22 protein-coding genes are annotated in these 25,379 nt (G+C 53.8%); 14 read left to right on the forward strand and 8 right to left on the reverse strand.

Annotation, left to right across the window (positions count from 1 at the left end; translation table 11 throughout):
- The first annotated feature begins 322 nt into the window (after window positions 1–322).
- The 3 genes from A8O29_RS19005 (at window position 323) to A8O29_RS19015 (ending at window position 2,812) form a co-directional block, all read left to right on the forward strand.
- The gene (locus A8O29_RS19005; protein WP_125355356.1) at window positions 323–1,627 is read left to right on the forward strand and encodes a sensor histidine kinase; all 1,305 of its coding nucleotides are present in this window, start codon (window positions 323–325) and stop codon (window positions 1,625–1,627) included.
- Between the two features lie 6 nt (window positions 1,628–1,633).
- Window positions 1,634–2,245 (forward strand): response regulator transcription factor, encoded by a 612-nt coding sequence (locus A8O29_RS19010; RefSeq protein WP_125355357.1) that lies wholly within the window; start codon window positions 1,634–1,636, stop codon window positions 2,243–2,245.
- An 87-nt stretch (window positions 2,246–2,332) separates the two neighbouring features.
- Window positions 2,333–2,812, forward strand: a complete 480-nt coding sequence (locus tag A8O29_RS19015; RefSeq protein ID WP_125355358.1) for a GlcG/HbpS family heme-binding protein — start codon at window positions 2,333–2,335, stop codon at window positions 2,810–2,812.
- Between the two features lie 139 nt (window positions 2,813–2,951).
- On the opposite strand, the gene lpdA is transcribed toward A8O29_RS19015, so the two are convergent.
- The 4 genes from lpdA to pdhR all read right to left on the reverse strand — a co-directional run bounded on the left by lpdA (window position 2,952) and on the right by pdhR (window position 10,053).
- A complete protein-coding gene (gene lpdA / locus A8O29_RS19020) occupies window positions 2,952–4,376 on the reverse strand; it encodes a dihydrolipoyl dehydrogenase (RefSeq protein ID WP_110510792.1) in 1,425 nt (474 codons plus the stop codon).
- 203 nt (window positions 4,377–4,579) lie between these two features.
- Entirely contained in the window at window positions 4,580–6,469 is a 1,890-nt protein-coding gene (gene aceF, locus A8O29_RS19025; RefSeq protein ID WP_125355360.1) for a pyruvate dehydrogenase complex dihydrolipoyllysine-residue acetyltransferase, read from the reverse strand.
- A 14-nt stretch (window positions 6,470–6,483) separates the two neighbouring features.
- Window positions 6,484–9,147: a pyruvate dehydrogenase (acetyl-transferring), homodimeric type gene (gene aceE, locus A8O29_RS19030; RefSeq protein WP_125355361.1), complete on the reverse strand. Its 2,664-nt coding sequence runs from the start codon at window positions 9,145–9,147 to the stop codon at window positions 6,484–6,486.
- A gap of 141 nt (window positions 9,148–9,288) precedes the next feature.
- Entirely contained in the window at window positions 9,289–10,053 is a 765-nt protein-coding gene (pdhR, locus tag A8O29_RS19035; RefSeq protein ID WP_110510788.1) for a pyruvate dehydrogenase complex transcriptional repressor PdhR, read from the reverse strand.
- A gap of 561 nt (window positions 10,054–10,614) precedes the next feature.
- Here pdhR and aroP point away from each other — a divergent pair.
- From aroP to A8O29_RS19055, 4 genes are all read left to right on the forward strand, one after another.
- Window positions 10,615–11,982 (forward strand): aromatic amino acid transporter AroP, encoded by a 1,368-nt coding sequence (gene aroP / locus A8O29_RS19040; RefSeq protein ID WP_125355362.1) that lies wholly within the window; start codon window positions 10,615–10,617, stop codon window positions 11,980–11,982.
- A 224-nt stretch (window positions 11,983–12,206) separates the two neighbouring features.
- Window positions 12,207–13,610 (forward strand): glycoside-pentoside-hexuronide (GPH):cation symporter, encoded by a 1,404-nt coding sequence (locus A8O29_RS19045; protein ID WP_125355363.1) that lies wholly within the window; start codon window positions 12,207–12,209, stop codon window positions 13,608–13,610.
- Window positions 13,607–14,557 carry a glycoside hydrolase family 43 protein gene (locus A8O29_RS19050; protein ID WP_125355364.1) on the forward strand — a complete coding sequence of 317 codons (951 nt, stop codon included), beginning with the start codon at window positions 13,607–13,609 and terminating at the stop codon, window positions 14,555–14,557. Before A8O29_RS19045 ends, A8O29_RS19050 begins: the two co-directional genes overlap by 4 nt.
- Window positions 14,558–15,168: 611 nt before the next feature.
- A complete protein-coding gene (locus tag A8O29_RS19055; RefSeq protein WP_174081397.1) occupies window positions 15,169–16,419 on the forward strand; it encodes a hypothetical protein in 1,251 nt (416 codons plus the stop codon).
- Between the two features lie 98 nt (window positions 16,420–16,517).
- On the opposite strand, the gene ampE is transcribed toward A8O29_RS19055, so the two are convergent.
- Complete coding sequence (gene ampE / locus A8O29_RS19060; protein ID WP_125354582.1) at window positions 16,518–17,372, reverse strand: beta-lactamase regulator AmpE; 855 nt, start codon at window positions 17,370–17,372, stop codon at window positions 16,518–16,520.
- Window positions 17,369–17,932 carry a 1,6-anhydro-N-acetylmuramyl-L-alanine amidase AmpD gene (gene ampD / locus A8O29_RS19065; RefSeq protein WP_125354583.1) on the reverse strand — a complete coding sequence of 188 codons (564 nt, stop codon included), beginning with the start codon at window positions 17,930–17,932 and terminating at the stop codon, window positions 17,369–17,371. The genes ampE and ampD overlap by 4 nt, the downstream gene beginning before the upstream one ends.
- 87 nt (window positions 17,933–18,019) lie before the next feature.
- Between ampD and nadC the strand changes: the two genes are divergently transcribed.
- The 4 genes from nadC (at window position 18,020) to hofC (ending at window position 22,093) form a co-directional block, all read left to right on the forward strand.
- Window positions 18,020–18,913 carry a carboxylating nicotinate-nucleotide diphosphorylase gene (gene nadC, locus A8O29_RS19070; RefSeq protein ID WP_125354584.1) on the forward strand — a complete coding sequence of 298 codons (894 nt, stop codon included), beginning with the start codon at window positions 18,020–18,022 and terminating at the stop codon, window positions 18,911–18,913.
- Between the two features lie 158 nt (window positions 18,914–19,071).
- Entirely contained in the window at window positions 19,072–19,509 is a 438-nt protein-coding gene (ppdD, locus tag A8O29_RS19075; RefSeq protein WP_110510779.1) for a prepilin peptidase-dependent pilin, read from the forward strand.
- Between the two features lie 9 nt (window positions 19,510–19,518).
- Window positions 19,519–20,904: a type II secretion system protein GspE gene (gene gspE, locus A8O29_RS19080; RefSeq protein WP_125354585.1), complete on the forward strand. Its 1,386-nt coding sequence runs from the start codon at window positions 19,519–19,521 to the stop codon at window positions 20,902–20,904.
- Entirely contained in the window at window positions 20,894–22,093 is a 1,200-nt protein-coding gene (hofC, locus tag A8O29_RS19085) for a protein transport protein HofC (protein ID WP_125354586.1), read from the forward strand. Before gspE ends, hofC begins: the two co-directional genes overlap by 11 nt.
- 34 nt (window positions 22,094–22,127) lie before the next feature.
- On the opposite strand, the gene A8O29_RS19090 is transcribed toward hofC, so the two are convergent.
- Window positions 22,128–23,171 carry a GMP reductase gene (locus tag A8O29_RS19090; protein WP_110510776.1) on the reverse strand — a complete coding sequence of 348 codons (1,044 nt, stop codon included), beginning with the start codon at window positions 23,169–23,171 and terminating at the stop codon, window positions 22,128–22,130.
- Between the two features lie 228 nt (window positions 23,172–23,399).
- Between A8O29_RS19090 and coaE the strand changes: the two genes are divergently transcribed.
- Genes coaE through yacG form a run of 3 tightly spaced genes read left to right on the forward strand, consistent with a single transcriptional unit; the run spans window position 23,400 to window position 24,967 of the window.
- The gene (gene coaE / locus A8O29_RS19095; RefSeq protein ID WP_125354587.1) at window positions 23,400–24,020 is read left to right on the forward strand and encodes a dephospho-CoA kinase; all 621 of its coding nucleotides are present in this window, start codon (window positions 23,400–23,402) and stop codon (window positions 24,018–24,020) included.
- On the forward strand, window positions 24,020–24,763 hold the full coding sequence (zapD, locus tag A8O29_RS19100; RefSeq protein ID WP_110510774.1) for a cell division protein ZapD: 744 nt from the start codon (window positions 24,020–24,022) through the stop codon (window positions 24,761–24,763). The genes coaE and zapD overlap by 1 nt, the downstream gene beginning before the upstream one ends.
- Before the next feature lie 9 nt (window positions 24,764–24,772).
- Window positions 24,773–24,967 (forward strand): DNA gyrase inhibitor YacG, encoded by a 195-nt coding sequence (gene yacG, locus A8O29_RS19105; protein WP_125354588.1) that lies wholly within the window; start codon window positions 24,773–24,775, stop codon window positions 24,965–24,967.
- On the opposite strand, the gene mutT is transcribed toward yacG, so the two are convergent.
- A complete protein-coding gene (gene mutT, locus A8O29_RS19110) occupies window positions 24,964–25,356 on the reverse strand; it encodes an 8-oxo-dGTP diphosphatase MutT (protein ID WP_125354589.1) in 393 nt (130 codons plus the stop codon). The two genes, yacG and mutT, sit on opposite strands and share 4 nt — an antisense overlap.
- Between the last annotated feature and the right edge of the window lie 23 nt (window positions 25,357–25,379).

The following is a 25,379-nucleotide window of genomic DNA, read 5'->3' on the forward strand; positions in this document are numbered from 1 at the left end:
ACATTCAGTACATACATATTGCATATACAACATGAAAACATTACGGGCGATACCGCGTGTCTGAACGCCGCACGAGAAGAGTGGCAGTTACCTGCTCCGATGATGAATACTGCCGAGGATGGCATCCCGATATAGCCCAGGCGGCGAGCCGTCGCGGAAAAAGGGAATGCTGTCAAAATCTTCACGCCAGAATAACCGTGGCAGAAAATTAGCCCGTAAGCGCAATCGCGTGAACTCGCGCACATTTCAATATCCTGCTGACGAGCCGCCTCGCTCTCTGTGATACTAGTCATCATCAGTGGCGGATTTTTTCGGATGCAGAATGACAACTCAACGCATGTATCTCCAACGAGGAGTGCTTATCTGGCTTATCGCCTGTCTGCTGAGCAGCGCCCTGCTGTACGCCGAGCAGATCCGCCGTCAGTATTGGGCCTGCGATCGCGCTTTCAACGGATTGTTCAGTACGATCGATACCGCCCTTACGCAAAATGAATCGGTCATTCCCATTCTTAACGGTGATGAATCGCTTTCACTGCTACGGCAAAAATTCCCGCAGGTTCAGGCGCTGGAGAAAACCGTTCAGCGCCCGCTGAATGCGCCGCGCGTCGAAACGCTCTCAGCGATGAGCTACTGGCTGTATAACCCTTATCGCCAAATTCGGGTGCAAATCAATCTCGCGCCGCTGCTGCAAACCGACTCACGCTTTGCCGATATTCAGCTCAGCCTGCGCGCTCCGCCCGCCCAGGGACAATATCGCTGGCACTGGACGCGGCAGTTCCCGCAACACTTTCAGCCGTTCATATTGCAGGCCAGCGCCAACCCGGACTGGCTCGGCGTGGCGCGTTTACCGCATTTCCTGATTGCCGCCGGATGGGCCGTGGTTATCAGCGTGATAATGCTGCTGCTTTGGGGCCGCGAACAACAACGTACCGATCGCCAGCGGGCGGATTATTATCAACACGCGCGGCTGAACACGCTCGGCGAAATGGCCGCGGGCGTGGTGCATGAAATTAACCAGCCGCTGACGGCGACCCAGATGTGGCTCCAGGGCGGAATGCGCCAGCTGGATCAGGGCCACACTGCCGAAGCGCTGCACGCCATGCGCTCGGCGTTGACCCAGACCCAGCGGATAAGCGAGCTGCTCACCCGCTTTCGCGCGCACCTGACTCAGGAAGCAGTCACGATGACCCGGGTCAATCTGGAGCATAGCTGGCAGCGAGTAGGTAATTTGCTGGAACACGAGCCGGGCTCAAAACACATTCGCCTCACCCATGATTTCAGCGCACGGATGATCCAGGCCGATCGTCTTTGGCTGGAACAGGTGCTGCATAATTTGCTCAATAACGCCATTCAGGCCCAGATGGTAAGCGGGCGCGGCTGGGTGCATATTGCCAGCGCGGCGGTGGGCGATCGGGTGAAGGTGACGATTGCCGACGGCGGCCCAGGCTTTAGCCCGGAGGCGCTCAAGCTCGCGTTGATGCCGTTGTTCAGCGAACGCGAAGGCGGCCTGGGTTTAGGCCTGACGCTCACGGAATCGCTGATGACGCGGATGAATGGCAGTATTCAGCTGGCAAATACCCCGGACGGCGGGGCCGAAATCAGTTTGTGGTTTATCAGAGAGACGTAATTATCGATGGAAAACATAATCTATGTGGTGGATGACGACGCGTCGATTCGCGAATCGCTCTCTTTTCTGTTCTCGACCATGCAGTGGCCGACGCAATGCTTCGACGCCATTGACGCCTTTAGCGCGGCCTGTCAGCCGGAAAACATGTTAACCGGCTGTCTGCTGCTGGATATGCGGATGCCGGGCCAAAGCGGGCTGGCGTGGCTCGAAAAACACAGCGCGTCGCACCCGCTGCTACCGGTGGTGATGATGACGGGCCACGGTTCAATCGACGCCTGTCGTCGGGCATTTCATCACGGCGTGTTTGAGTTTTTCACCAAGCCGCTGGATGCCGATCAGCTTATCGAGACGGTTCATCTGGCCTTTGCCGAAAGCGAGAAACGTCAGCGCGGATGGCAGGAACACATTCGTGCCAAAGCGCTTTTCGCCCAGCTCACCGCCAGGGAAACCGACGTACTGCATGAGCTAATGACCGGCGCCAGCAACAAAGAGGTCGCGGTACGCCTGGCGCTCTCGACCCGCACCGTCGAAGCGCACAGGGCGGCGATTTTCAGCAAGCTCGGCGTCAGCAGTCTGGTGCAGGCCATTCGCGAACACGACAAACTTAACTCCGTATAATTACCAGGATGGCTCCGTATTCCCCCGAATTACGCTTCCTGCTTTGCCTTGTTAGCATGACCGAACACGACAAAGAGGAAGCCCGCTATGAAAAAACTCATCATCTCCGCCGCCCTGATGGCCGGTTTAGCATCTGCCGCGGTTCAGGCCGAATCCCTGAGCCAGAAAAACATTTCCCTGACTCAGGCCAACAGCCTGGCGCAGGAAGCCATCAGCGCCTGTAGCGCGAAGAATTATCAGGTGACGGTGACCGTGGTCGACAGAGCGGGCGTGGTGAAAGCCGTGCAGCGCACCGACAACGCCGGGCCGCACACCGTGAAGGCCAGTGAAATGAAAGCCTTCACCGCCCTGACCATGAAAAATGCCAGCGGCAAAGTGATGGAAGCGGCGCAGAGCAATGCGGGCGCGCAGAACTTAAAGGATATTCCAGGCCTGCTGTTGCTGGCGGGTGGATTACCGGTGAAAGACGGGAATGAAGTGATTGGCGCGATCGGTATCGGCGGTGCGCCGGGTGGCAATCTGGATGAAGCCTGTGCGCAGGCGGCGTTGGATAAGGTTAAGTTGTAAGCCGGATTGGTGTCGGGTGGCGCTTCGCTAACCCGACCTACGGCGTTATTTTTGTCGGATGGCGCTTCGATGAACATCCACAGACTTTCTACAGATATAAAAAAAGCGGCCCGTAGGCCGCTTCTTACATTCAGAAATCTTATTTCTTTTTCGCTTTCGGGTTCGGCAGGTCGGTAATGCTACCTTCGAACACTTCAGCAGCCAGGCCAACGGACTCGTGCAGAGTCGGGTGAGCGTGGATGGTGAGCGCGATGTCTTCTGCATCACAACCCATTTCGATAGCCAGACCGATTTCACCCAGCAGCTCGCCGCCGTTGGTGCCGACAATCGCCCCACCAATAACACGGTGAGTTTCTTTGTCGAAAATCAGTTTGGTCATACCGTCTGCGCAATCGGAAGCGATAGCACGGCCAGAAGCAGCCCACGGGAAGGTGGCGGTTTCGTAGCTGATGCCTTTCTCTTTCGCTTCTTTCTCGGTCAGACCAACCCAGGCAACTTCTGGCTCAGTGTAAGCGATCGATGGGATCACTTTCGGGTCGAAGTAGTGCTTCATGCCCGCGATAACTTCAGCGGCAACGTGACCTTCGTGAACACCTTTGTGCGCCAGCATTGGCTGACCGACGATATCGCCGATGGCAAAGATGTGAGGAACGTTAGTACGCAGCTGCTTGTCGACACGGATGAAACCACGGTCGTCCACTTCCACGCCAGCTTTGCCCGCGTCGAGGTTTTTACCGTTCGGCACACGGCCGATAGCAACCAGTACGGCGTCATAGCGCTGTGCTTCAGCAGGCGCTTTTTTGCCTTCCATGGAAACGTAAATACCGTCTTCTTTCGCTTCAACGGCAGTCACTTTGGTTTCCAGCATCAGGTTGAATTTCTTGCTGATGCGCTTGGTGAAGACTTTAACGACGTCTTTATCGGCAGCCGGGATAACCTGGTCGAACATTTCAACCACGTCAATCTCTGAACCCAGAGAGTGATACACCGTACCCATTTCCAGACCGATGATACCGCCGCCCATAACCAGCAGGCGTTTCGGTACGGTTTTCAGTTCCAGGGCGTCGGTGGAATCCCACACGCGCGGATCTTCATGCGGAATGAACGGCAGTTCGATCGGACGGGAACCCGCCGCGATGATCGCGTTGTCGAAGTTGATCACGGTTTTGCCGTTTTCGCCTTCCACTTCCAGCGTGTTCGCACCGGTGAATTTACCCAGACCGTTTACCACTTTCACTTTACGGCCTTTGGCCATGCCAGCGAGGCCGCCGGTCAGCTGGGTGATAACTTTTTCTTTCCAGGTACGAATTTTGTCGATATCGGTTTTCGGCTCACCGAAGACGATACCGTGTTCAGCCAGCGCTTTCGCTTCTTCGATAACTTTCGCGACGTGCAGCAGCGCTTTAGAAGGGATACAGCCGACGTTCAGACAAACACCACCGAGGGTGCTGTAACGCTCGACGATGACGGTTTCCAGACCTAAATCAGCGCAACGGAAGGCAGCGGAATAACCTGCCGGGCCTGCCCCAAGTACGACGACCTGAGTTTTGATTTCAGTACTCATCATGACCTCTGTTATTGATTCCCGACGATCCCTGGTCTTACTTCGCCCATTGCCACCGGGATGTTCTATCCGCCCGTATTTTACAAAATTGTTAACAATTTTGAAACAACAAACGGCAAACGAATTTTCTTTTTGCGACGATAACCTCATGGTGCGTAATGAGATTACCAGAAAAAAGCCGGCCGATTGGCCGGCTTTTTCGCTTACATCACCAGGCGGCGGATGTCAGCCAGGGTGTTGTTGATGATGGTAATGAAGCGAGCACCATCAGCGCCGTCGATCACACGGTGGTCGAAGGAAAGAGACATCGGCATCATCAGACGCGGTACGAACTCTTTACCGTTCCACACCGGCTCCATCGCCGACTTGGACACACCGAGGATGGCTACTTCTGGCGCATTCACGATTGGCGCGAAGTGAGTCGTCCCGATCCCGCCGAGGCTGGAGATGGTGAAGCAACCACCCTGCATTTCACCAGCGGTCAGCTTGCCATCACGGGCTTTCTTGGAGATAGCCATCAGTTCGCGAGACAGTTCGGTGATGCTCTTCTTGTTCACGTCTTTAAAGACAGGAACCACCAGACCGTTCGGGGTATCAACCGCGACGCCGACGTTGATGTATTTCTTCAGCGTCAGTTTCTGGCCGTCTTCAGACAGAGAGCTGTTGAAGCGTGGCATCTGCTCAAGGGCAGTCGCAACCGCTTTCATGATGAACACCACAGGGGTGAACTTCACGTCCAGCTTGCGCTTAGCCGCTTCTTCGTTCTGCTGTTTACGGAACGCTTCCAGATCGGTGATATCGGTTTTGTCGAAGTGGGTAACGTGCGGGATCATCACCCAGTTACGGCTCAGGTTAGCACCAGAGATTTTCTGGATGCGGCCCATTTCCACTTCTTCGATTTCGCCGAACTTGCTGAAGTCCACTTTCGGCCATGGCAGCATGCCTGGCAGACCACCACCGGTCGCGGCAGCAGGTGCAGATTCAGCGCGTTGCACCGCGTCTTTCACGTAAGCCTGAACGTCTTCGCGCAGGATACGGCCTTTACGACCGGAGCCTTTCACTTTCGCCAGGTTCACGCCGAATTCGCGTGCCAGACGGCGGATAAGCGGAGTCGCGTGAACGTAAGCGTCGTTCTCAGCGAACTCTGATTTGCCTTCTGCTTTCGCAGCCGGGGCCGCAGCTGACGCTGCTTTAGCCGGTGCCGGAGCGGCGGCCGCTGGTGCTGAAGCTGGAGCCGCAGCAGGTGCAGCGCCTTCCACTTCGAAGACCATGATCAGGGAGCCGGTAGACACTTTGTCGCCGGTGCTGATTTTGATTTCTTTTACGGTACCTGCGAACGGCGCCGGAACTTCCATTGAAGCCTTGTCACCTTCTACGGTGATCAGTGACTGTTCAGCGGCAACTTTATCGCCCACTTTCACCATCACTTCGGTCACTTCAACTTCGTCACCGCCGATGTCCGGTACGTTAACGTCTTTTGCGCCAGTCGCAGCAGGTGCTGCTGCCGCAGCCGGAGCTGCAGACTGTGCTGGAGCGGCAGCAGGTGCTTCACCCGCGACCTCGAAGACCATAATCAGGGAGCCGGTAGACACTTTGTCGCCGGTGTTGATTTTGATCTCTTTCACGACGCCTGCGAACGGTGCCGGAACTTCCATTGAGGCTTTGTCGCCTTCAACGGTGATCAGGGACTGTTCAGCGGCAACGGTGTCGCCCACTTTGACCATGATTTCGGTGACTTCAACTTCGTCGCCGCCGATGTCTGGTACGTTAACGTCTTTTGCCGCAGCCGCAGCTGGGGCAGCAGCAGGTGCCGCTTCTTTCTTCTCTTCTGCCTTGGCAGGTGCAGCTGCTGCTGCACCGTCGGCGGAATCGAAAATCATGATCAGTTTACCGGTCTCAGTTTTGTCACCGACAGAGACTTTGATCTCTTTAACGATGCCAGCCTGTGGAGACGGAACTTCCATAGAGGCTTTGTCGCCTTCTACGGTGATCAGCGACTGTTCAGCTTCAACTTTGTCGCCTACTTTGACCAGAATCTCGGTGATTTCAACTTCATCAGCCCCGATGTCCGGTACATTGATTTCGATAGCCATTATTCTTTTACCTCTTACGCCAGACGCGGGTTAACTTTATCTGCATCGATGTTGAACTTGGTGATCGCTTCCGCTACCACTTTCTTGTCGATTTCACCACGTTTGGCCAGTTCGCCCAGGGCTGCAACAACCACATAAGAAGCATCAACTTCGAAGTGGTGACGCAGGTTTTCACGGCTGTCGGAACGACCAAAGCCGTCGGTACCCAGTACGCGGTAATCATCAGCCGGTACATAAGTACGAACCTGTTCAGCAAACAGTTTCATATAGTCAGTCGATGCTACTGCCGGTGCGTCGTTCATCACCTGAGCGATGTACGGAACGCGCGGAGTTTCCATCGGGTGCAGCATGTTCCAGCGCTCACAGTCCTGACCGTCACGGGCCAGTTCGGTGAAGGAGGTGACGGAGTACACGTCAGAGCCCACGCCATAGTCGTTCGCCAGGATCTGCGCTGCTTCACGAACGTGACGCAGGATAGAACCGGAGCCCAGCAGCTGAACTTTACCTTTGTTACCCGCAACGGTTTCGAGTTTGTAGATACCTTTACGGATACCTTCCTCGGCGCCTTCCGGCATAGCCGGCATGTGGTAGTTTTCGTTCAGGGTGGTGATGTAGTAGAACACGTTCTCTTGCGCTTCACCGTACATGCGAACCAGACCATCATGCATGATGACAGCCACTTCGTACGCGTAAGACGGGTCATAAGAGATACAGTTCGGGATAGTCAGAGACTGAATGTGGCTATGACCATCTTCGTGCTGCAGACCTTCACCGTTCAGGGTGGTACGACCGGAAGTCCCGCCGACCAGGAAGCCACGAGCCTGCTGATCGCCGGCCTGCCAGCACAGGTCGCCGATTCGCTGGAAACCGAACATGGAGTAGTAGATGTAGAACGGGATCATTGGCAGGTTGTTGGTGCTGTAAGACGTCGCAGCAGCCAGCCAGGATGCGCCTGCACCCAGTTCGTTGATACCTTCCTGCAGGATCTGACCTTTCTCGTCTTCTTTGTAATACGCTACCTGCTCACGGTCCTGCGGGGTGTACTGCTGGCCGTTGGAGCTGTAGATACCAATCTGACGGAACAGACCTTCCATACCGAAAGTACGCGCTTCATCGGCGAGGATCGGAACCAGACGATCTTTGATAGACGGGTTCTTCAGCATCACGTTCAGGGCACGAACGAAAGCGATAGTGGTAGAGATCTCTTTGTTCTGCTCTTCGAGCAGCTGAGAGAAGTCTGCCAGCGCAGGCATTTCCAGTTTCTCGGAGAAGTTCACCTGGCGGCTTGGCAGGTAGCCATGCAGCTTCTGACGCTGTGCGTGCAGGTAGGTGTGTTCTTCAGAACCTTCAGCAAAGGTGACGTACGGCAGTTTTTCGATGTCAGCATCGGTCACCGGCACGTTGAAACGATCGCGGACGTAGCGAACGCCGTCCATGTTCATTTTCTTCACCTGGTGAGCGATGTTTTTGCCTTCGGCAGTTTCGCCCATGCCATAGCCTTTAACGGTATGTGCAAGGATGACAGTCGCTTTACCTTTGGTGTCCTGCGCATTTTTCAGTGCAGCGTAGACTTTCTTCGGATCGTGACCACCACGGTTCAGGGCCCAGATCTGATCGTCAGACCAGTCGGCAACCAGAGCAGCGGTTTCCGGATATTTACCGAAGAAGTGCTCACGCACGTAAGCGCCGTTTTTGGATTTGAAGGTCTGGTAGTCGCCATCAACGGTTTCGTTCATCAGCTGAATCAGCTTACCGCTGGTGTCTTTACGCAGCAGCTCATCCCAACGACCGCCCCACATGACTTTCACCACGTTCCAGCCAGCACCGCTGAAGATGCCTTCCAGTTCGTTAACGATTTTGCCGTTACCGGTGACCGGGCCATCCAGACGCTGGAGGTTACAGTTGATGATGAAGCACAGGTTGTCCAGCTTGTCGCGGGTTGCGATGGTGATAGCACCCTTGGATTCTGGTTCGTCCATCTCGCCGTCGCCCAGGAAGGCGTAAACGGTTTGTTTGGAGGTGTCTTTCAGGCCACGGTGTTCCAGATATTTCAGGAATTTAGCCTGGTAGATAGCACCGATTGGGCCCAGACCCATGGATACGGTCGGGAACTGCCAGAATTCTGGCATCAGTTTCGGGTGCGGGTAAGAAGACAGACCGTTGCCGTGAACTTCCTGACGGAAGTTGTTCATCTGTTCTTCGGTCAGACGACCTTCAAGGAAGGCACGTGCGTAAACGCCCGGAGAGATGTGGCCCTGGAAGTACACCAGGTCGCCGCCGTCTTGCTCGTTGCGCGCACGGAAGAAGTGGTTGTAGCACACTTCATAAATGGTCGCAGAAGACTGGAAGGAGGACATATGGCCACCCAGTTCCAGGTCTTTCTTGGACGCGCGCAGAACGGTCATGATCGCGTTCCAGCGGATAGCTGAACGGATGCGACGTTCCAGATCCAGATTACCCGGGTATTCCGGCTCATCTTCAACGGCAATCGTGTTCACATAATTGTTTGCCCCGGCACCAGCTGCAACGCTCACGCCGCCTTTGCGGGCTTCGGAAAGCAGCTGATCAATCAGATACTGAGCGCGCTCAACACCTTCTTCACGGATGACCGATTCGATCGCCTGTAGCCAGTCGCGAGTTTCGATCGGATCCACGTCATTTTGTAAACGGTCTGACATGGGGGTATTCCTTATCTATCTAATAACGTTGATTAGTCTGGAACCTGTCCCATTGCGTTTTCGCTATGCAAAAGCGCAATAAGACAGGTTCTGCGTTTAGTTGCCGCGCTCTAAAAACTGGCGCATAAAAATCAGGTGATGCTAGTCCTTCCGTTGCTGTAGGCGGCGAAGCGAGCGGTCACGACGACTTTGCTCACGGCTGCGGTCCAGCAAGATTTCCTCAATGAAGGCCAGATGACGGTGCGACGCTTCTCGTGCCTGCTCCGGCTCTCTGGCCATTATCGCCTCGAAAACTCGAGTACGATGGCTGCTGACCAGCGGAAGCATTTCCCGGCTGGCATACAGCAATTCAAAGTTCTGTCGAACGTTCTGCGCGAGCATAGGTTCCATGCAGCGTAGCAGATGGAGTAAGACCACATTATGGGCGGCTTCGGTGACGGCAATTTGATACTGGACGACAGCGCTGGATTCGGCATCAAGATCGCCAGACTGCTGAGCGACTTCAATCGCGCGATGCAGCTCGCGGATGCGCGTACGATCTTCTTCGTTACTGCGTAACGCAGCATAGTACGCGGCAATACCTTCCAGTGCGTGGCGGGTTTCCAGCAGATCAAATTGGGATTCAGGGTGGTCGGAGAGCAATTCTACCAGCGGATCGCTGAAGCTCTGCCAAAGGCTACTTTGAACAAAGGTACCGCCTCCCTGGCGACGAAGCAGAAGGCCCTTCGCTTCGAGACGTTGAATCGCCTCACGCAGAGAGGGACGGGATACGTCGAACTGTTTTGCCAGTTCGCGTTCAGGCGGGAGTTTTTCACCGGGGCGCAGCGTCCCCTCAAGGATCAAAAACTCCAGCTGCTGCTCAATCACATCGGATAATTTTGGTTGGCGGATTTTGCTGTAGGCCATGGTTCCCTGTCTCAAGCCATTTTACCCGGAGTCAATTGGTCTTACCAATTCATAGTTCGTGACGCTAAAGTAACAAAGTATTCACCTTCTGTCCATACAGGTTTTGATTGAAATCAGTAAACCCGGCACATTTTAACAACCTTACAGAACACACGTTTCAGAAATGTAACTTTGCACAAATGTCGCGTTTACCTCTAAAGAAGTAGATTTAACCTGGCGGAAACGAAAAGACGTGCACCCTGAACCGATTCAACATCCCGAAAAATGCATGAAAATTCATGTTCTCCCGTTAATTTCTGAATACCGAATGGCCGATCTACTCCCCTCCCGCATTTACATTTGCTTTCTTTTTATGCAACTCGTCATCACCCCTTCATAAAGCAGGTGCATTCAGCCGCGCTTACCACTATTCTCCCAACTGCGGAAGGCTAGCACGCAACTTTCAGATCTCCGCTCTGTAAAAAATAATGTACATGATATGGAAAGTTAATAACGACACACGCTGAGAATCGAGGTTCTTATAAAAGCGTAGAAAAAAACAATCACTCACGAGGTTTCATAATGGAAGGTCAACAGCAAGGCGAACAGCTGAAGCGCGGCCTTAAAAACCGCCACATTCAGCTGATTGCGCTGGGTGGAGCTATCGGAACGGGCCTGTTTCTGGGCAGCGCCTCCGTTATTCAATCCGCAGGACCGGGGATTATTCTCGGCTATGCGATAGCAGGGTTCGTGGCCTTTCTGATCATGCGTCAGTTAGGTGAAATGGTGGTTGAAGAGCCGGTAGCCGGTTCCTTCAGCCACTTTGCCTACAAATACTGGGGCAACTTTGCCGGTTTCGCTTCCGGCTGGAACTACTGGGTGCTTTACGTCCTGGTCGCGATGGCTGAGCTGACAGCTGTCGGGAAATACATCCAGTTCTGGTGGCCTGAAATCCCAACCTGGGCGTCTGCCGCCGTGTTCTTCGTGGCCATCAACCTCATCAACCTGACCAACGTAAAAGTGTTCGGTGAGATGGAGTTCTGGTTCGCGATTATCAAAGTGGTCGCAGTCGTAGCCATGATCCTGTTCGGCGGCTGGCTGCTGTTCAGCGGCAACGGCGGCCCTCAGGCTACCGTGCGTAACCTGTGGGAACAGGGTGGATTCCTGCCGCATGGCATACAAGGGCTGGTGATGATGATGGCGATCATCATGTTCTCCTTCGGTGGCCTCGAGCTGGTGGGTATCACCGCCGCTGAAGCCGATGACCCGCAGAAGAGCATCCCGAAAGCCACCAACCAGGTTATCTACCGTATCCTGATTTTCTATGTGGGCTCGCTGGCGGTGCTGCTGTCACTGCTGCCGTGGACGCGTGTGACCTCAGACACCAGCCCGTTCGTGCTTATCTTCCACGAACTCGGCGACACCTTCGTGGCTAATGCCCTGAACGTGGTGGTACTGACCGCCGCGCTGTCGGTGTACAACAGCTGCGTATACTGTAATAGCCGTATGCTCTTCGGCCTGGCGCAGCAGGGCAATGCCCCGAAAGCGCTGTCTAAAGTCGACAAGCGTGGCGTGCCGGTTAACACCATTCTGGTCTCTGCGCTGTTCACCGCGCTGTGCGTGCTGATCAACTACCTGGCACCGGAGTCTGCATTTGGCCTGCTGATGGCGCTGGTTGTTTCTGCTCTGGTCATTAACTGGGCGATGATCAGCCTGGCGCACATCAAATTCCGTCGCGCGAAGAAACAGCAGGGCCTCACCACGCGCTTCCCTGCCCTGTTCTATCCGCTGGGGAACTGGATTTGCCTGTTTACCGTTGCCGCGGTGCTCGTCATCATGCTGATGACGCCGGGCATGGCCATCTCTGTCTATCTGATCCCGGTGTGGATTGTGATTCTGGGTATTGGCTACATGGTTAAACAGAAAGGGGCCAAAGCCGTCCGCGCTTAATCCCTTTACGCTCTGTACCTCATTACGGGTACAGAGCGTTTCTCCCCTGGCTGCGCTAATTATCCACATGCTATATCGACTGAAAACCGCTACATCAGCATGTTACCTACCTCACACTTTCTTCTGCACAGCGCATTTATCCATATCAGCGCCGCATTCCTGCAACGCAATATTTCCATCGCCCGTGAATAATCGAATGCATATCTCATGGCGAGGAAATGTCGATGGACAACAATAAATTATCGGTCAAAGAAAAAATTGGCTATGGCATGGGCGACGCGGGATGCAACATCATCTTCGGCGCCATTATGTTGTTTGTTAACTACTTTTATACCGATATCTTCGGGCTCGCGCCTGCACTGGTCGGGGTTTTGCTGCTGTCAATTCGCGTCATCGACGCAGTAACAGACCCGATTATGGGCGCGCTGGCGGACCGAACCCGCAGCAAATATGGCCGCTTCCGCCCGTGGCTGCTGTGGATTGCCTTCCCCTACGCGCTGTTCAGCGTACTGATGTTCACTACCCCGGACTGGAGCTACAGCAGCAAAGTTATCTATGCCTTCGTCACCTATTTCCTGCTGTCGATAACCTACACCGCCATCAACATTCCCTATTGCTCGCTCGGCAGCGTGATCACCAATGACCCGAAAGAGCGCGTGGCATGCCAGTCCTATCGCTTCGTGATGGTCGGCATCGCCACGCTGCTGCTGTCGCTTACGCTGCTGCCGATGGCCGACTGGTTTGGCGGCGATAACAAAGCCAAAGGCTACCAGATGGCGATGACCGTGCTGGCATTTATCGGCATGTGCATGTTCCTGTTCTCCTTTGCCACCGTACGTGAACGCGTGCGCCCGGCGGTGCAAACCAACGATGAAATCAAGCGCGACCTGAAGGACGTGTGGAAAAACGATCAGTGGGTACGCATTCTGCTGCTGACCCTGAGCAACGTCTGCCCGGGCTTTATCCGCATGGCGGCGACCATGTATTACGTCACCTGGGTAATGCAGCAAAGTACCCATTTCGCGACGCTCTTTATCAGTCTCGGCGTCGTGGGCATGATGATTGGCAGTATGCTGGCGAAAGTGCTGACCGACCGCTGGTGCAAGCTGCAGGTGTTCTTCTGGACCAACATCGCGCTGGCGATTTTCTCCTGCGCCTTCTACTTCTTCGACCCGCACGCCACGATGATGATTATGGTGCTCTACTTCCTGCTCAATATTCTGCATCAGATCCCATCCCCGCTGCACTGGTCGCTGATGGCGGACGTCGATGACTACGGCGAATGGAAAACTGGCAAACGCATCACCGGTATTAGCTTCTCCGGTAACCTGTTCTTCCTGAAAGTCGGGCTGGCGGTCGCGGGCGCGATGGTTGGCTTCCTGCTTTCCTGGTACGGTTACGATGCGGGTGCGAAAGCGCAAAGCCCGGCAGCACTCAACGGCATTGTGCTGCTGTTCAGCATCATCCCTGGCGTGGGCTATCTGATCACTGCGGGCGTAGTGCGCTTGCTGAAAGTGGACCGTGAAATGATGAAGCGGATCCAGGCCGACCTGGAAAAACGTCGCCAGAACTATCGTGAACTGAATGATTATCAAACCGAGGCTGAACTCGTAAGGAAACCACAATGAGCCACTGGCCTAACCCCTTTATTGAGCAACGCGCGGACCCGTTTATTCTGCGTCACGACGGCCTGTATTACTTCATTGCTTCGGTGCCGGAATATGACCGACTGGAAATTCGCCGCGCCGCTGATATTGACGGTTTACGCACCGCCGAACCAGTGGTGGTATGGCGTAAACCTGACAGCGGCCCGATGAGCCAGCTTATCTGGGCGCCGGAACTGCACCGCATCGACGGCACCTGGGTTATCTATTTTGCCGCAACGCACACTCATGATTTGGATGCGCTGGGAATGTTCCAGCACCGGATGTTCGCCCTGACCTGTGACGACGCCGATCCGCTGACGGGCATGTGGTGGGAAAAAGGCCAGGTGAAAACGCAGTTCGATACTTTTGCCCTCGACGCTACGACGTTTGAGCATCAGGGGAAACACTGGTATCTGTGGGCGCAAAAGGCGCCGGATATCGCCGGAAACACCAATCTGTATCTGGCCGAACTGGAAAATCCGTGGACGATTAAAGGTAACCCGGTCATGCTCAGCAAGCCGGAATTTGACTGGGAGTGTCGGGGTTTTCTGGTTAACGAAGGCCCGGCTGTGCTGGTTCACAATGACAAACTGTTCGTCAGTTACTCCGCCAGCGCCACCGATGAAAACTACTGCATGGGGCTGCTGTGGATTGCGCTCGACGCCGACCCGATGCAGCCCAGCAACTGGCATAAATCACCGCAGCCGGTGTTCACCACCAGCGACGAAAACAAACAATATGGGCCGGGGCATAACAGCTTTACCCAAACGCCAGACGGCGACGATGTGCTGGTTTATCACGCCCGGAACTACACCGAAATCGAAGGTGACCCGCTGTACGATCCGAACCGTCATACCCGCCTTAAGCTTATCCGCTGGAAAGAAAACGGGATGCCTGATTTCGGCATCCCGCATGCGGATTCACTGTAAAAGCGAAGATTGATCTGCCGCAGGCTGGCTTTCAGTGAGAGACAAAGATGTCTCTCACTATTAATATGTTGTTTTACAGTTTACCACTGATGATCATTGCTGAGTCTAATGAGGAGCCTGAGTGCAAAGGTAAATTAGTGTTCTCCGACCTCCGTGATTAATACGAATTATATCTAATATCTATACCCCCCTAATTACCCACCTAACTTATCCATGTAATAGCCAGCACTAAAATAAAGGTCACACTTCACATAACATAGAAGGATAATTTATTTTTCCTTAATGAATAATTTAGCAAAAACTAATGAGCCACATAGCATATTGACCCGCCCAAATTAACATATTCACATCACCTTTTATCTAAGGCGCTTGTTTTATCATTCGCAGCGGATTAGGCTACTTTAGCCTCCACTTACAATACTCATTATTGATATAAATATCTAAAACGAGCCCTGACTGGCGGACATGTGTTTAATTACATCAACGCCATTTTCTGGTTTCGAAATTGGGGGCTCAGCCATCATTGCTTAGGTTTGCGTCTGCCCCCAGATTCATGGTGTCTAATCATTCAGCTGGGAAATAACGCCGTATTTTATTGATATGGAGATATCATGAATAAAAATTCATTAAAATGTATATTGTTAGTAATAAGTTTATTTCCTGTTATCAGCGATGCCAGTAACCCCACAGGGGGAGCCTTTAAGTTCGATAATAAGAGTCGCGATGCCAATAATCTAAACCCAATGGATCTTCCATTAGCGATGCCCATCTCAAACTTTTTTGGCCGTAAGGCAGATGGGGACTGGGAAAATATAGAGGGTGCCAATATCGCTGTGAATGTTATGTATGTCGTTTCTGAGGGTTACGATGGCCCTGATTATGCAGATTACTATGAAAGTGATTACGCCCTTAAGGGATACACGCCACGACAGCCCGCCGAGGATGCTCTAGGGGAAGACAATAATGACGCGCAGGTGTTGTCACTTAATGATGCCAAAACAAACCCTTATATTTATGGACACGTCGCTACACAGGCGGAAAATAATTTAGCGATCACTACCTGTCACGAATCGGTCACTGTACATGACTATGTATCCGATTGTGACTACTGGGCTAATGATGCTGACTTCACGCGCTATAAACAACTTTATCAAAAATATGGCAACAGATTACGCGTTGATACCATACTCTTTCCTGCAATCGGTAGGTCTGTCCAGAGGGGCAAGTTTGATGTGACAGCTGATTCAGCCTATGGTGACAGACAAGAGAGAATTATTTACTTCCCTCATCGTCATCTGGACTTAATCCATGTTGAAGCACTGATTTTAAGAAGCGGGATTGAAGCAGTGAATGATGAAACGGATCGACGGATTGTTACATTTACCTACAGTCGTGATGTAAGCGATCCGAAGAATACTGTTTTCTCATTATTTCGCCAGGATGATGCTCTTAATCCCGTTTACCCATACTATTCACCTTCATTATCATGGGGAGCGATTCATTCAGGCAAGCCTTATGTTTTTACCATCCCCACACAAATTTTTCTGCCAGAAGAATTTGATATCCGGGATGTTGAAGCGATTCATACCCGCTTGTCGGGGTTACGTCGCACAACTAATTGGGCGTGCCTTGGTGAGGATGACTCAGGCGCAGGGACCCCTGCGGCAAGTTACTGCTACGGCGAAGGTGATTCCGACCATCATGAACTGTACCGCTCGAATGCTTATGTTTGTTTTTATGACCATGAGGCTAGGGCACTCCCGAGCGGTGCGACACCTGAGAGGTTAACGATATGTGATGCGGATGGAAATAGAGTAACGTCTACGATGCCTCCTAAATATGATTTTGACGGCGAGCGTTAATGATCCTCGTTAACACTTTTATTGAATTAGAAAGAAAACGGGATGCCTGATTTCGGCATCCCGCATGCGGATTCACTGTAAAAACAACGAGCCCTGGATCAGACCAGGGCGCCGTAAATCGTTAATAACGCCATAATGACAACGACCGCATAAGACGCTTTCTTCGCCATCGACACCGCCGCTTTTGGGGTTTCCACTTTATCGACGTGCGTCTCTCGTGCCAGCGAGAACTGCGCCAGACGGGTCAACACCTGATACTGCGACGTATGACGATCGCCCAACGAGGCGAACCACGCGGGCAGCGCTTTTTCACCATGACCAATCAGCGCATACACCACGCCCACCAGCCGCACCGGCACCCAGTCCAGTACGTGCAAAATGGCATCGACAGCGGATTGTTGGCGATCCCGCGGGGTCTGATAACGTGCCAGCCAGCTTTGCCACGCTCGCAGGAATGCATAGCCCATCAGCGTTGCAGGCCCGAACGGGCCACCAACCACGAACCAGAACAGCGGCGCGAGGTAGTAACGATAGTTAATCCACAGCAGCGCATTTTGCAGCTCACACAGAAATTCACGCTCATCACAGCCCGGCGGAACGCCATGAATTAGCGTCAACTCGCTGGCCATCGCATCACGCGCGTGGGCATCATTGCGGGAAGCGGCTTTCAGATAAGCGTGATAATGCAAACGCACCTTGCCCGCGCCAATACACAGCAGGCCAATCAGGATCCACATCACCAACAGCGGAACGTTAAACAGCACGCCAAGCAGCGCACACTGCAACACATACACAATCGCCATCGCGATGACGGTCATCAGCACGGTGACAATAAAGGAATAGTTCTTGATGCGGCGGAAAAGCACTTCCAGCCGGTGGTCGAGTTGCCAGTGTTCGCCCAGTTTGAACAAACGTTCGGCGATCAGCACCAGTAAGGTGGTAAACAGCGTCATGTCATCTCCTTATCTGACGGGTGGCTCACCAGAGAACGGAACCGCGGCCAGTCAAATGCCGGGCCAGGATCGGTTTTGCGTTCAGGTGCGATATCACAGTGGCCCGTCATATTGCGGGCAATCGCCGGGTAAGCCGACATCAACACCTGGGTCAAGGCCGCAAGTTGCTGATATTGTTCGTCGGTATACGCCAGCGTATCCGTGCCTTCCAGCTCAATACCAATCGAAAAATCGTTACATTTTTCGCGTCCGTTGTAGCATGAAACACCCGCATGCCAGGCGCGTTTATCGAAGGGAACATACTGCACGATTTCGCCGTCACGACGAATCAGACAATGGGCTGAAACGCGCAAATGGGCAATTTCGTCGAAAAAAGGATGCGCTTCAGGGTCGATAGTTCCGGTGAATAATGCGTCAATCCACGGGCCACCAAATTCGCCGGGCGGCAAACTGATATTATGAACCACCAGCAGCGAAGGCGCTTCATCATCCGGGCGGCAATCATGATGCGGCGATGGAACGCGACGGGCGTTCTCCAGCCAGCCACCGTGTAACTGCATGCGGGCTCTCCTTAATATATGGTGCAGAAATCCGGTTCAGAGTAGCATGTTTATAACTTATGATTCCTTACCATTTGGAGTTTTATCATGCCGCCTCGCCGCTACAATCCTGAGCATCGTCGTGACGCGCTGCTGGAACGTATTAACCTTGATATCCCTGCTGCCGTAGCCCATGCACTCCGTGAAGATTTAGGTGGCGAAGTGAACGCCGCGAACGATATTACCGCGCAGTTATTGCCGGAAGAGATGCACTCTCACGCCATCGTAATCACCCGTGAAACGGGCGTATTTTGCGGTAAACGCTGGGTGGAAGAAGTGTTTATTCAACTCGCCGGGGACGACGTCAGCATCACCTGGCACGTTGAGGACGGTGACTTACTGGAAGAAAATCAGCCGCTTTTTGAACTGAACGGCCCATCGCGCGTACTGCTGACCGGCGAACGTACGGCACTGAATTTTGTGCAGACCCTTTCCGGCGTCGCCAGCAACGTCCGTCGCTATGTTGACCTACTGGAAGGTACCAAAACGCAGCTGCTCGACACCCGCAAAACCCTGCCGGGACTGCGTACCGCGCTGAAATATGCCGTGCTGTGCGGCGGCGGGGCCAATCACCGTCTCGGCCTGTCGGACGCCTTCTTGATCAAAGAAAACCACATTATTGCGTCCGGTTCCGTACGTCAGGCGGTGGAAAAAGCCTTCTGGCTGCACCCGGATGTCCCGGTGGAAGTTGAAGTGGAAAGCCTTGAAGAATTACAGGCCGCGCTAAAAGCCGGGGCCGACATCATCATGCTGGATAACTTTGACATCGAGCAAATGCGCGAAGCGGTGAACATCACCAACGGCCAGGCTCAGCTTGAAGTCTCCGGCAACGTGACCTTCGACACCATCCGTAAGTTTGCTGAAACCGGCGTGGATTACATCTCCGTTGGCGCACTCACCAAACACGTGCAGGCCCTCGACCTGTCGATGCGTTTTAAATAACGTATTCTGCGGAGGGGTTTGCGAACCCCTTCGCAGTCAAATGCAACGCACGTGCAAGCTGCCATAAACCTCTGAAGCATCCTTCCTGATTCCATTTTCTCCCTTCGCCATCTGCATTCTTCACTGCCAAAGTGCTCCCATTAAACAAGGAGCAAAACATGGACAAGCAGCATGGATTCACCCTGATCGAACTGATGGTAGTTATCGGCATTATTGCCATCCTCAGTGCCATCGGCATTCCGGCTTATCAAAACTACCTGCGAAAAGCCGCCCTCACTGACATGTTACAAACGTTTATGCCATACCGCACCGCCATTGAGCTTTGCGCTCTCGACCACGGCGGCACAACCGAGTGCGATGGCGGCAGCAACGGTATTCCCTCGCCTGCCACCAGCCGCTATGTTTCCGGCATGGAGGTCGTGCAGGGCACCGTAACGCTGACGGGCCAGGAAAGTCTCAATGGACTGAGCGTCACGTTGAAACCCGTGTGGGATACCGAAAACGGGATCACTGGCTGGCAACGCACCTGCGCCATTGCCAGCGACAGCGGGTTAAAACAAGCCTGTGAAGATGTATTCCGCTTCACGGCACCCTGAGGCACGACAATGAAAAACGAGCAACTTCTCACGTTATGTCAGCGGTACCAGGCGGTACTGCTCAGTAATGGCGAACAGGTTCTGAATATTGCGGTGGTTGGCACGCCGCCCACCGAGTTAATGGCTGCCCTGCGGTTCTCCACGCAAAAGCGCATCGACATTGAATGCTGGGATCAGCCCCGTATGGACCAGCATCTACACACCTCTCAGGATTCACATTTACCCGCCGCCAGGGACGACAACGGCAACGTGGTTGAATTACTGAACCAGACCTTTCAGCAGGCACTCCAGCAACGTGCATCCGACATTCACGTCGAGCCAGGGGAAGACCTCTTGCGCATTCGGCTGCGGGTGGATGGCGTGCTGCATTCCCTGCCTGATTTCTCTCCCACGCTCAGCGCCCCGCTGATTGCCCGACTCAAGGTATTGGGTAATCTGGATATCGCCGAGCGACGATTACCGCAGGACGGACAATTTACCGTCGACATTTCCGGGCGCAGCGTTTCCTTTCGCATCGCCACCCTGCCCTGTCGTGGCGGCGAAAAGGTGGTTCTCCGCCTGCTACATCAGGTGAAGCTGGCGCTGGATATCAACACGCTGGGAATGAACAACTTCCAACTTGACGCCTTTCATCAGGCGCTGCATCAGCCGCAGGGGCTAATGCTGGTTACTGGCCCCACTGGCAGCGGAAAAACCGTCACACTGTACAGTGCGCTGCAGGCACGCAACCGCCCGGAGATAAATCTGTGTAGCGTCGAGGATCCGGTGGAAATCCCGCTCGAGGGTATCAATCAGACGCAGATCAACACCCGGGCTGGACTGACCTTTCAGAGCGTTTTGCGCGCGCTGCTGCGTCAGGATCCGGACGTCGTGATGGTGGGCGAGATACGTGACACTGAAACCGCCGAGATCGCCATCAACGCCGCACAGACCGGGCATCTGGTGTTGTCTACGCTACACACTAATTCCACCACCGAAACGCTGATCCGGCTGCAACAAATGGGCGTCGCCCGCTGGATGATCTCCTCGGCGCTGTTGCTGGTCATCGCCCAACGGCTGGTGCGTCGTTTATGCCCGCATTGTTGCCAGCAAGAAGGACTTTATGACGCGCTTCCGGCCTCCCTGTGGCCCAAAGCGTTGCCACGCTGGCGAGCCGTCGGGTGCGAGCGCTGCTATCACGGATATCATGGGCGTATTGCGCTTTTTGAAGTACTCACCATTACGCCCTCTCTGAAACAGGCCATCGTCACCGGTTCCAGCCCGGAAGACGTGCAGCGTCTGGCGCGTGATTCCGGCATGATGACCCTGTTTGAGCATGGCTGCGAAGCCGTCGAACAAGGGCAAACCACAGTGGAAGAACTGCTGCGGGTGATCGGCTTCCCTGATGGCGAGTAAACAGCTCTGGCAGTGGCGCGGCGTAACAGCGCTCGGCGAAATCCGCCAGGGAAGCGTCTGGGCGGAAAATAAAATAGCCGCAATGGCGAGCGCCGGGCGCGACGGCGTTCAGCCTTTGTCGCTCACTCGCCGGACGACCCGAAAATCACACTGGCGGACGCAATACAGTAGCGAACTGATGCAGCAGTTGGCCACATTGCTGCAGGCGGGGCTGACGCTTTCGGAGAGTTTGATGCTGTTGGCGGAACAGCATCCTGTCGCACAGTGGCAGGCAATGATGCAGGATCTGGCCCAACGCCTGGCGCACGGTGAGTCACTTTCCGACGCCATGCAGCAATGGCCAGAGGCCTTTCCACCGCTGTATCACACGCTGATCCAGGCCGGTGAAATGACCGGTAAGCTCGATTATTGCTGCGCCCACCTTGCCCGTCAGCAGGAAGAACAGCATAAGCTGAGCCAAAAGGTGAAAAAGGCACTTCGCTATCCACTGATAATATTGCTGCTGGCATTATTGGTGGTGATTGGGATGAGTGCCTTTGTATTGCCGGAGTTTGCCGCCATTTATCGCACCTTTAATACGCCGCTTCCGATGCTGACGCAGATGGTGATGGCGATGTCAGACGGAGTGAAAAAGGGGCTACCGCTGATTGGATTACTGACGACGTTGCCCTTTCTACTGCGCCCTGTTTTGCACCGTAGCCCTCGCTGGCAGCGGCTTCGACCGCAGCTGTTATTAGCACTTCCGGTGGTATCCGGGCTGATTCGCGGACAAAGGCTTAGCCAGATTTATACCGTACTCGCCTTAACGCAGAATGCCGGGATCCCTTTTCTGCAAGGGCTGGAAAGCGTGGAAAAGACCCTGACCTGCCCGTGGTGGCGCGACGTTATCCGTCATATGAGCGAATCAATCGCCACAGGGAATGCCATCTGGCAGGCAATGGAGCAGCAAAAAATCTTTACGCCGCTGTGCAAGCAGTTGGTCAGAACCGGTGAGGTGTCGGGCTCTCTCGATAAAATGCTCGGGAATCTCTCGCACTATCACAGTGAGCAAACGCAACAGCAGGCTGAGAATCTGGCAACGTTACTCGAACCGGTGATGTTACTGGTGACGGGAATTATTATCGGAACACTGGTGGTGGCAATGTATCTGCCGATTTTTCATCTGGGGGATGCTATCAGTGGAGGGTAATCGCTGGCGCAAGACTCGCCAGCGATTCACGGCATTACAGGCTGTTGAACACGCGGTTCTCTTGTTCCTGCACGCGGATAAAGGTCGTACGTTTAGTCAGCTCTTTCAGGCGTGATGCACCGACATAGGTACAGGCAGAACGCAGGCCACCGAGGACATCACGGGCGGTATTTTCTACCGGACCACGCAGCGCCAGTTTAACGGTTTTGCCTTCTGCCGCGCGGTATTTCGCAACACCACCGACGTGACGGTTCATCGCAGACTCGGAGCTCATACCGTAGAACAGCATGAATTTTTCGCCGTTCTCTTCAACAACAGTGCCGCCGCTTTCTTCGTGACCAGCCAGCATACCGCCCAGCATCACGAAATCAGCGCCGCCACCGAAGGCTTTCGCTACGTCGCCCGGCGTGGTACAGCCGCCATCACTGACTATCTGACCGCCGAGACCGTGTGCCGCATCGGCACATTCGATAACTGCAGACAGCTGCGGATAGCCAACACCGGTTTTTACACGGGTGGTGCAAACGGAACCTGGACCGATACCGACTTTCACGATGTCTGCGCCAGCCAGGATCAGCTCTTCACACATTTCACCGGTCACGACGTTGCCCGCACAGATGGTTTTGGTCGGCCAGGCTTCACGCGCTTTAATCAGGAACTGAACAAAGTGCTCGGAATAGCCGTTTGCCACGTCGATGCAGACGAAGTTCAACGCAGAATGCAGGTTGAGGATCTGTTTGGTTTTTTCGAAATCCGCGTCGGATGTACCGGTAGAAACCATCACGTGTTTCAGCACATCTTCAGATACGCTGCCCGCGAAGGCTTTCCAGTCTTCAACAGAATAGTGTTTGTGCACAGCGGTCAGAATTCCGAACGACGCCAGGGCTTTTGCCATTGCGAAGGTGCCAACCGTATCCATGTTTGCAGCAATAATTGGAACGCCAGACCATTTCTGACCAGAATGCTTAAAGGTGTATTCGCGTTCCAGCTCAACTTCGGAACGGCTTTTGAGGGTAGAGCGTTTAGGGCGGATAAGAACGTCTTTAAAACCTAACTTCAGATCTTCTTCGATACGCATGTACGGATTCCTGGGGTTAGAGGCAAAAATGGACTTAGCACAACTCCAGTGACGTTATCATACGCAGTAATCATCCCTTCGCAAGACTGCGATTTTCACTTTTTTTACGCTACAATCGTACAAATTTACCTGGTGAACAGCGATTTTAACGTTTGTCGTCATAGTCACCGTAAAGCATAAATTTAACCGGTTGATTTGTAGCGGTAATTATTCACAGGATAGGGTGGTATGGGTTATACAGTCGCGTTAACAGGTGGCATCGGGAGCGGAAAAAGCACCGTTGCGAATGCCTTTGCCGACTTAGGTATTAACGTTATTGATGCCGATATCATCGCTCGTCAGGTTGTCGAACCCGGTACGCCGGCGTTACAGTCCATTGTCAGCCACTTTGGCGATGCGCTACGCTTGCCCGATGGCAGCCTGAATCGTCGTCAGCTGCGGGAGCGAATTTTCGCTAATCCCGCTGAGAAATCCTGGCTTAATGCCCTTCTCCACCCCCTGATCCAGCAGGAAACACAGCGTCAGATGCAGCAGGCGACATCGCCTTATGTTCTGTGGGTGGTTCCGCTGTTGGTGGAAAATCAGCTCTGGAAAAAAGCTGACCGGGTGTTGGTGGTCGATGTTTCTGAGGAAACACAGCTCCAGCGCACGATGCAGCGCGATAATGTGTCAGAGGCACATGCAAGACAGATCTTAGCCGCCCAGGTTACGCGCGAACAGCGCCTCGCCGTGGCGGACGACGTCATTGATAACAACGGCGCACCAGATGCCATCGCATTGGATGTAGCCCGCCTGCACGACAGCTATCTGAAGCTGGCACGTCAGGCCGATTCACAGGAAAAATCGTAATGCACACCCACGTCCTCTTTGAACATCCCCTGAATGAGAAAATGCGCACCTGGCTTCGCATTGAGTTCCTGGTTCAGCAACTGAATTGCAACCTGCCTGTACGCGATCACGCCAGCGCATTGCATTTTTTTAGAAATATTGGGGACTTACTGGATGTGTTCGAACGCGGTGAAGTTCGTACAGATTTACTGAAAGAGCTGGAGCGCCAGCAGCGTAAACTGAAACAGTGGGATGAAGTCCCGGGCGTCGACAAAAGCCGTATTGAATCTCTGCGCCAACAGCTGAAAAACAGCAGCAGCATTCTTATGACTGCACCGCGCGTAGGTCAGCTGTTGCGCGAAGACAAACTGATTGCTCTGGTCCGCCAGCGTCTGAGCATTCCAGGTGGCTGCTGTAGTTTTGATTTACCCACGCTGCACATCTGGCTGCATGCCCCACAGTCGAAGCGCGACGCGCAAGTAACACATTGGCTGGAAAGCCTCGAGCCAATGAATCAGGCCCTGACGCTTATCGTCGATCTGATCCGTAATTCCGCGGCATTCCGTAAGCAAACCAGCTTGAATGGTTTCTTCCAGGATAATGGCGAAGATGCTGACCTTCTGCGTCTTCAACTGGTGCTTGACGATCAGCTGTACCCGCAAATCTCCGGCCACAAGAGCCGTTTTGCCATCCGCTTCCTGCCTCTGGACAGCGAAAATGGCACTGTTCCAGAGCGTCTGGATTTCGAACTGGCTTGTTGTTAAGGAATCATCATGAGTGAAGTGATCAACGTAAACTGCCCCACCTGTGGCAAGAGCATCATCTGGGGCGAACAGAGTCCGTTCCGCCCCTTCTGCTGCAAACGCTGCCAGCTGATTGATTTAGGTGAGTGGGCCGCCGAAGAGAAGCGGATCCCAAGCAGCGGCGATCTGTCTGATAGCGATGACTGGAGCGAAGAGCAGATTTAAGCCTGCGCGACCAGTTTGGCAATAACCGGTTCGTTGGCAGGCGGAAACTCTTCTGCCAACAGATCCTTCTGTGCGACCCAGCGTCCCGGTTGACCCTCTTTCCCCCACGGCTCGCCCTGCCAGCTATCTACCAGCCAAAACCACAGCGTGATATGTCGGTCCGAAAATTCAAACTCCAGCTTATCGAACAGCATGGCAGATTCCGGCAAAATCCCCACTTCTTCGAATAACTCTCGCGCCAGCGCCAACTCCGGGCTTTCACCTTCTTCAATCTTTCCGCCCGGGAACTCCCACATGTTCGCCATATGCGCATCGGGGGCACGCTGGGTGATAAAGATTTCGCCCGCGGCGTTGCGCAGGATCCCGGTTGAAATTTGCAGTTTTTTCATTGTCTTCATTCCATAAAAAAGGC

This window comes from Scandinavium goeteborgense (genome assembly GCF_003935895.2).
GTDB lineage: Bacteria > Pseudomonadota > Gammaproteobacteria > Enterobacterales > Enterobacteriaceae > Scandinavium > Scandinavium goeteborgense.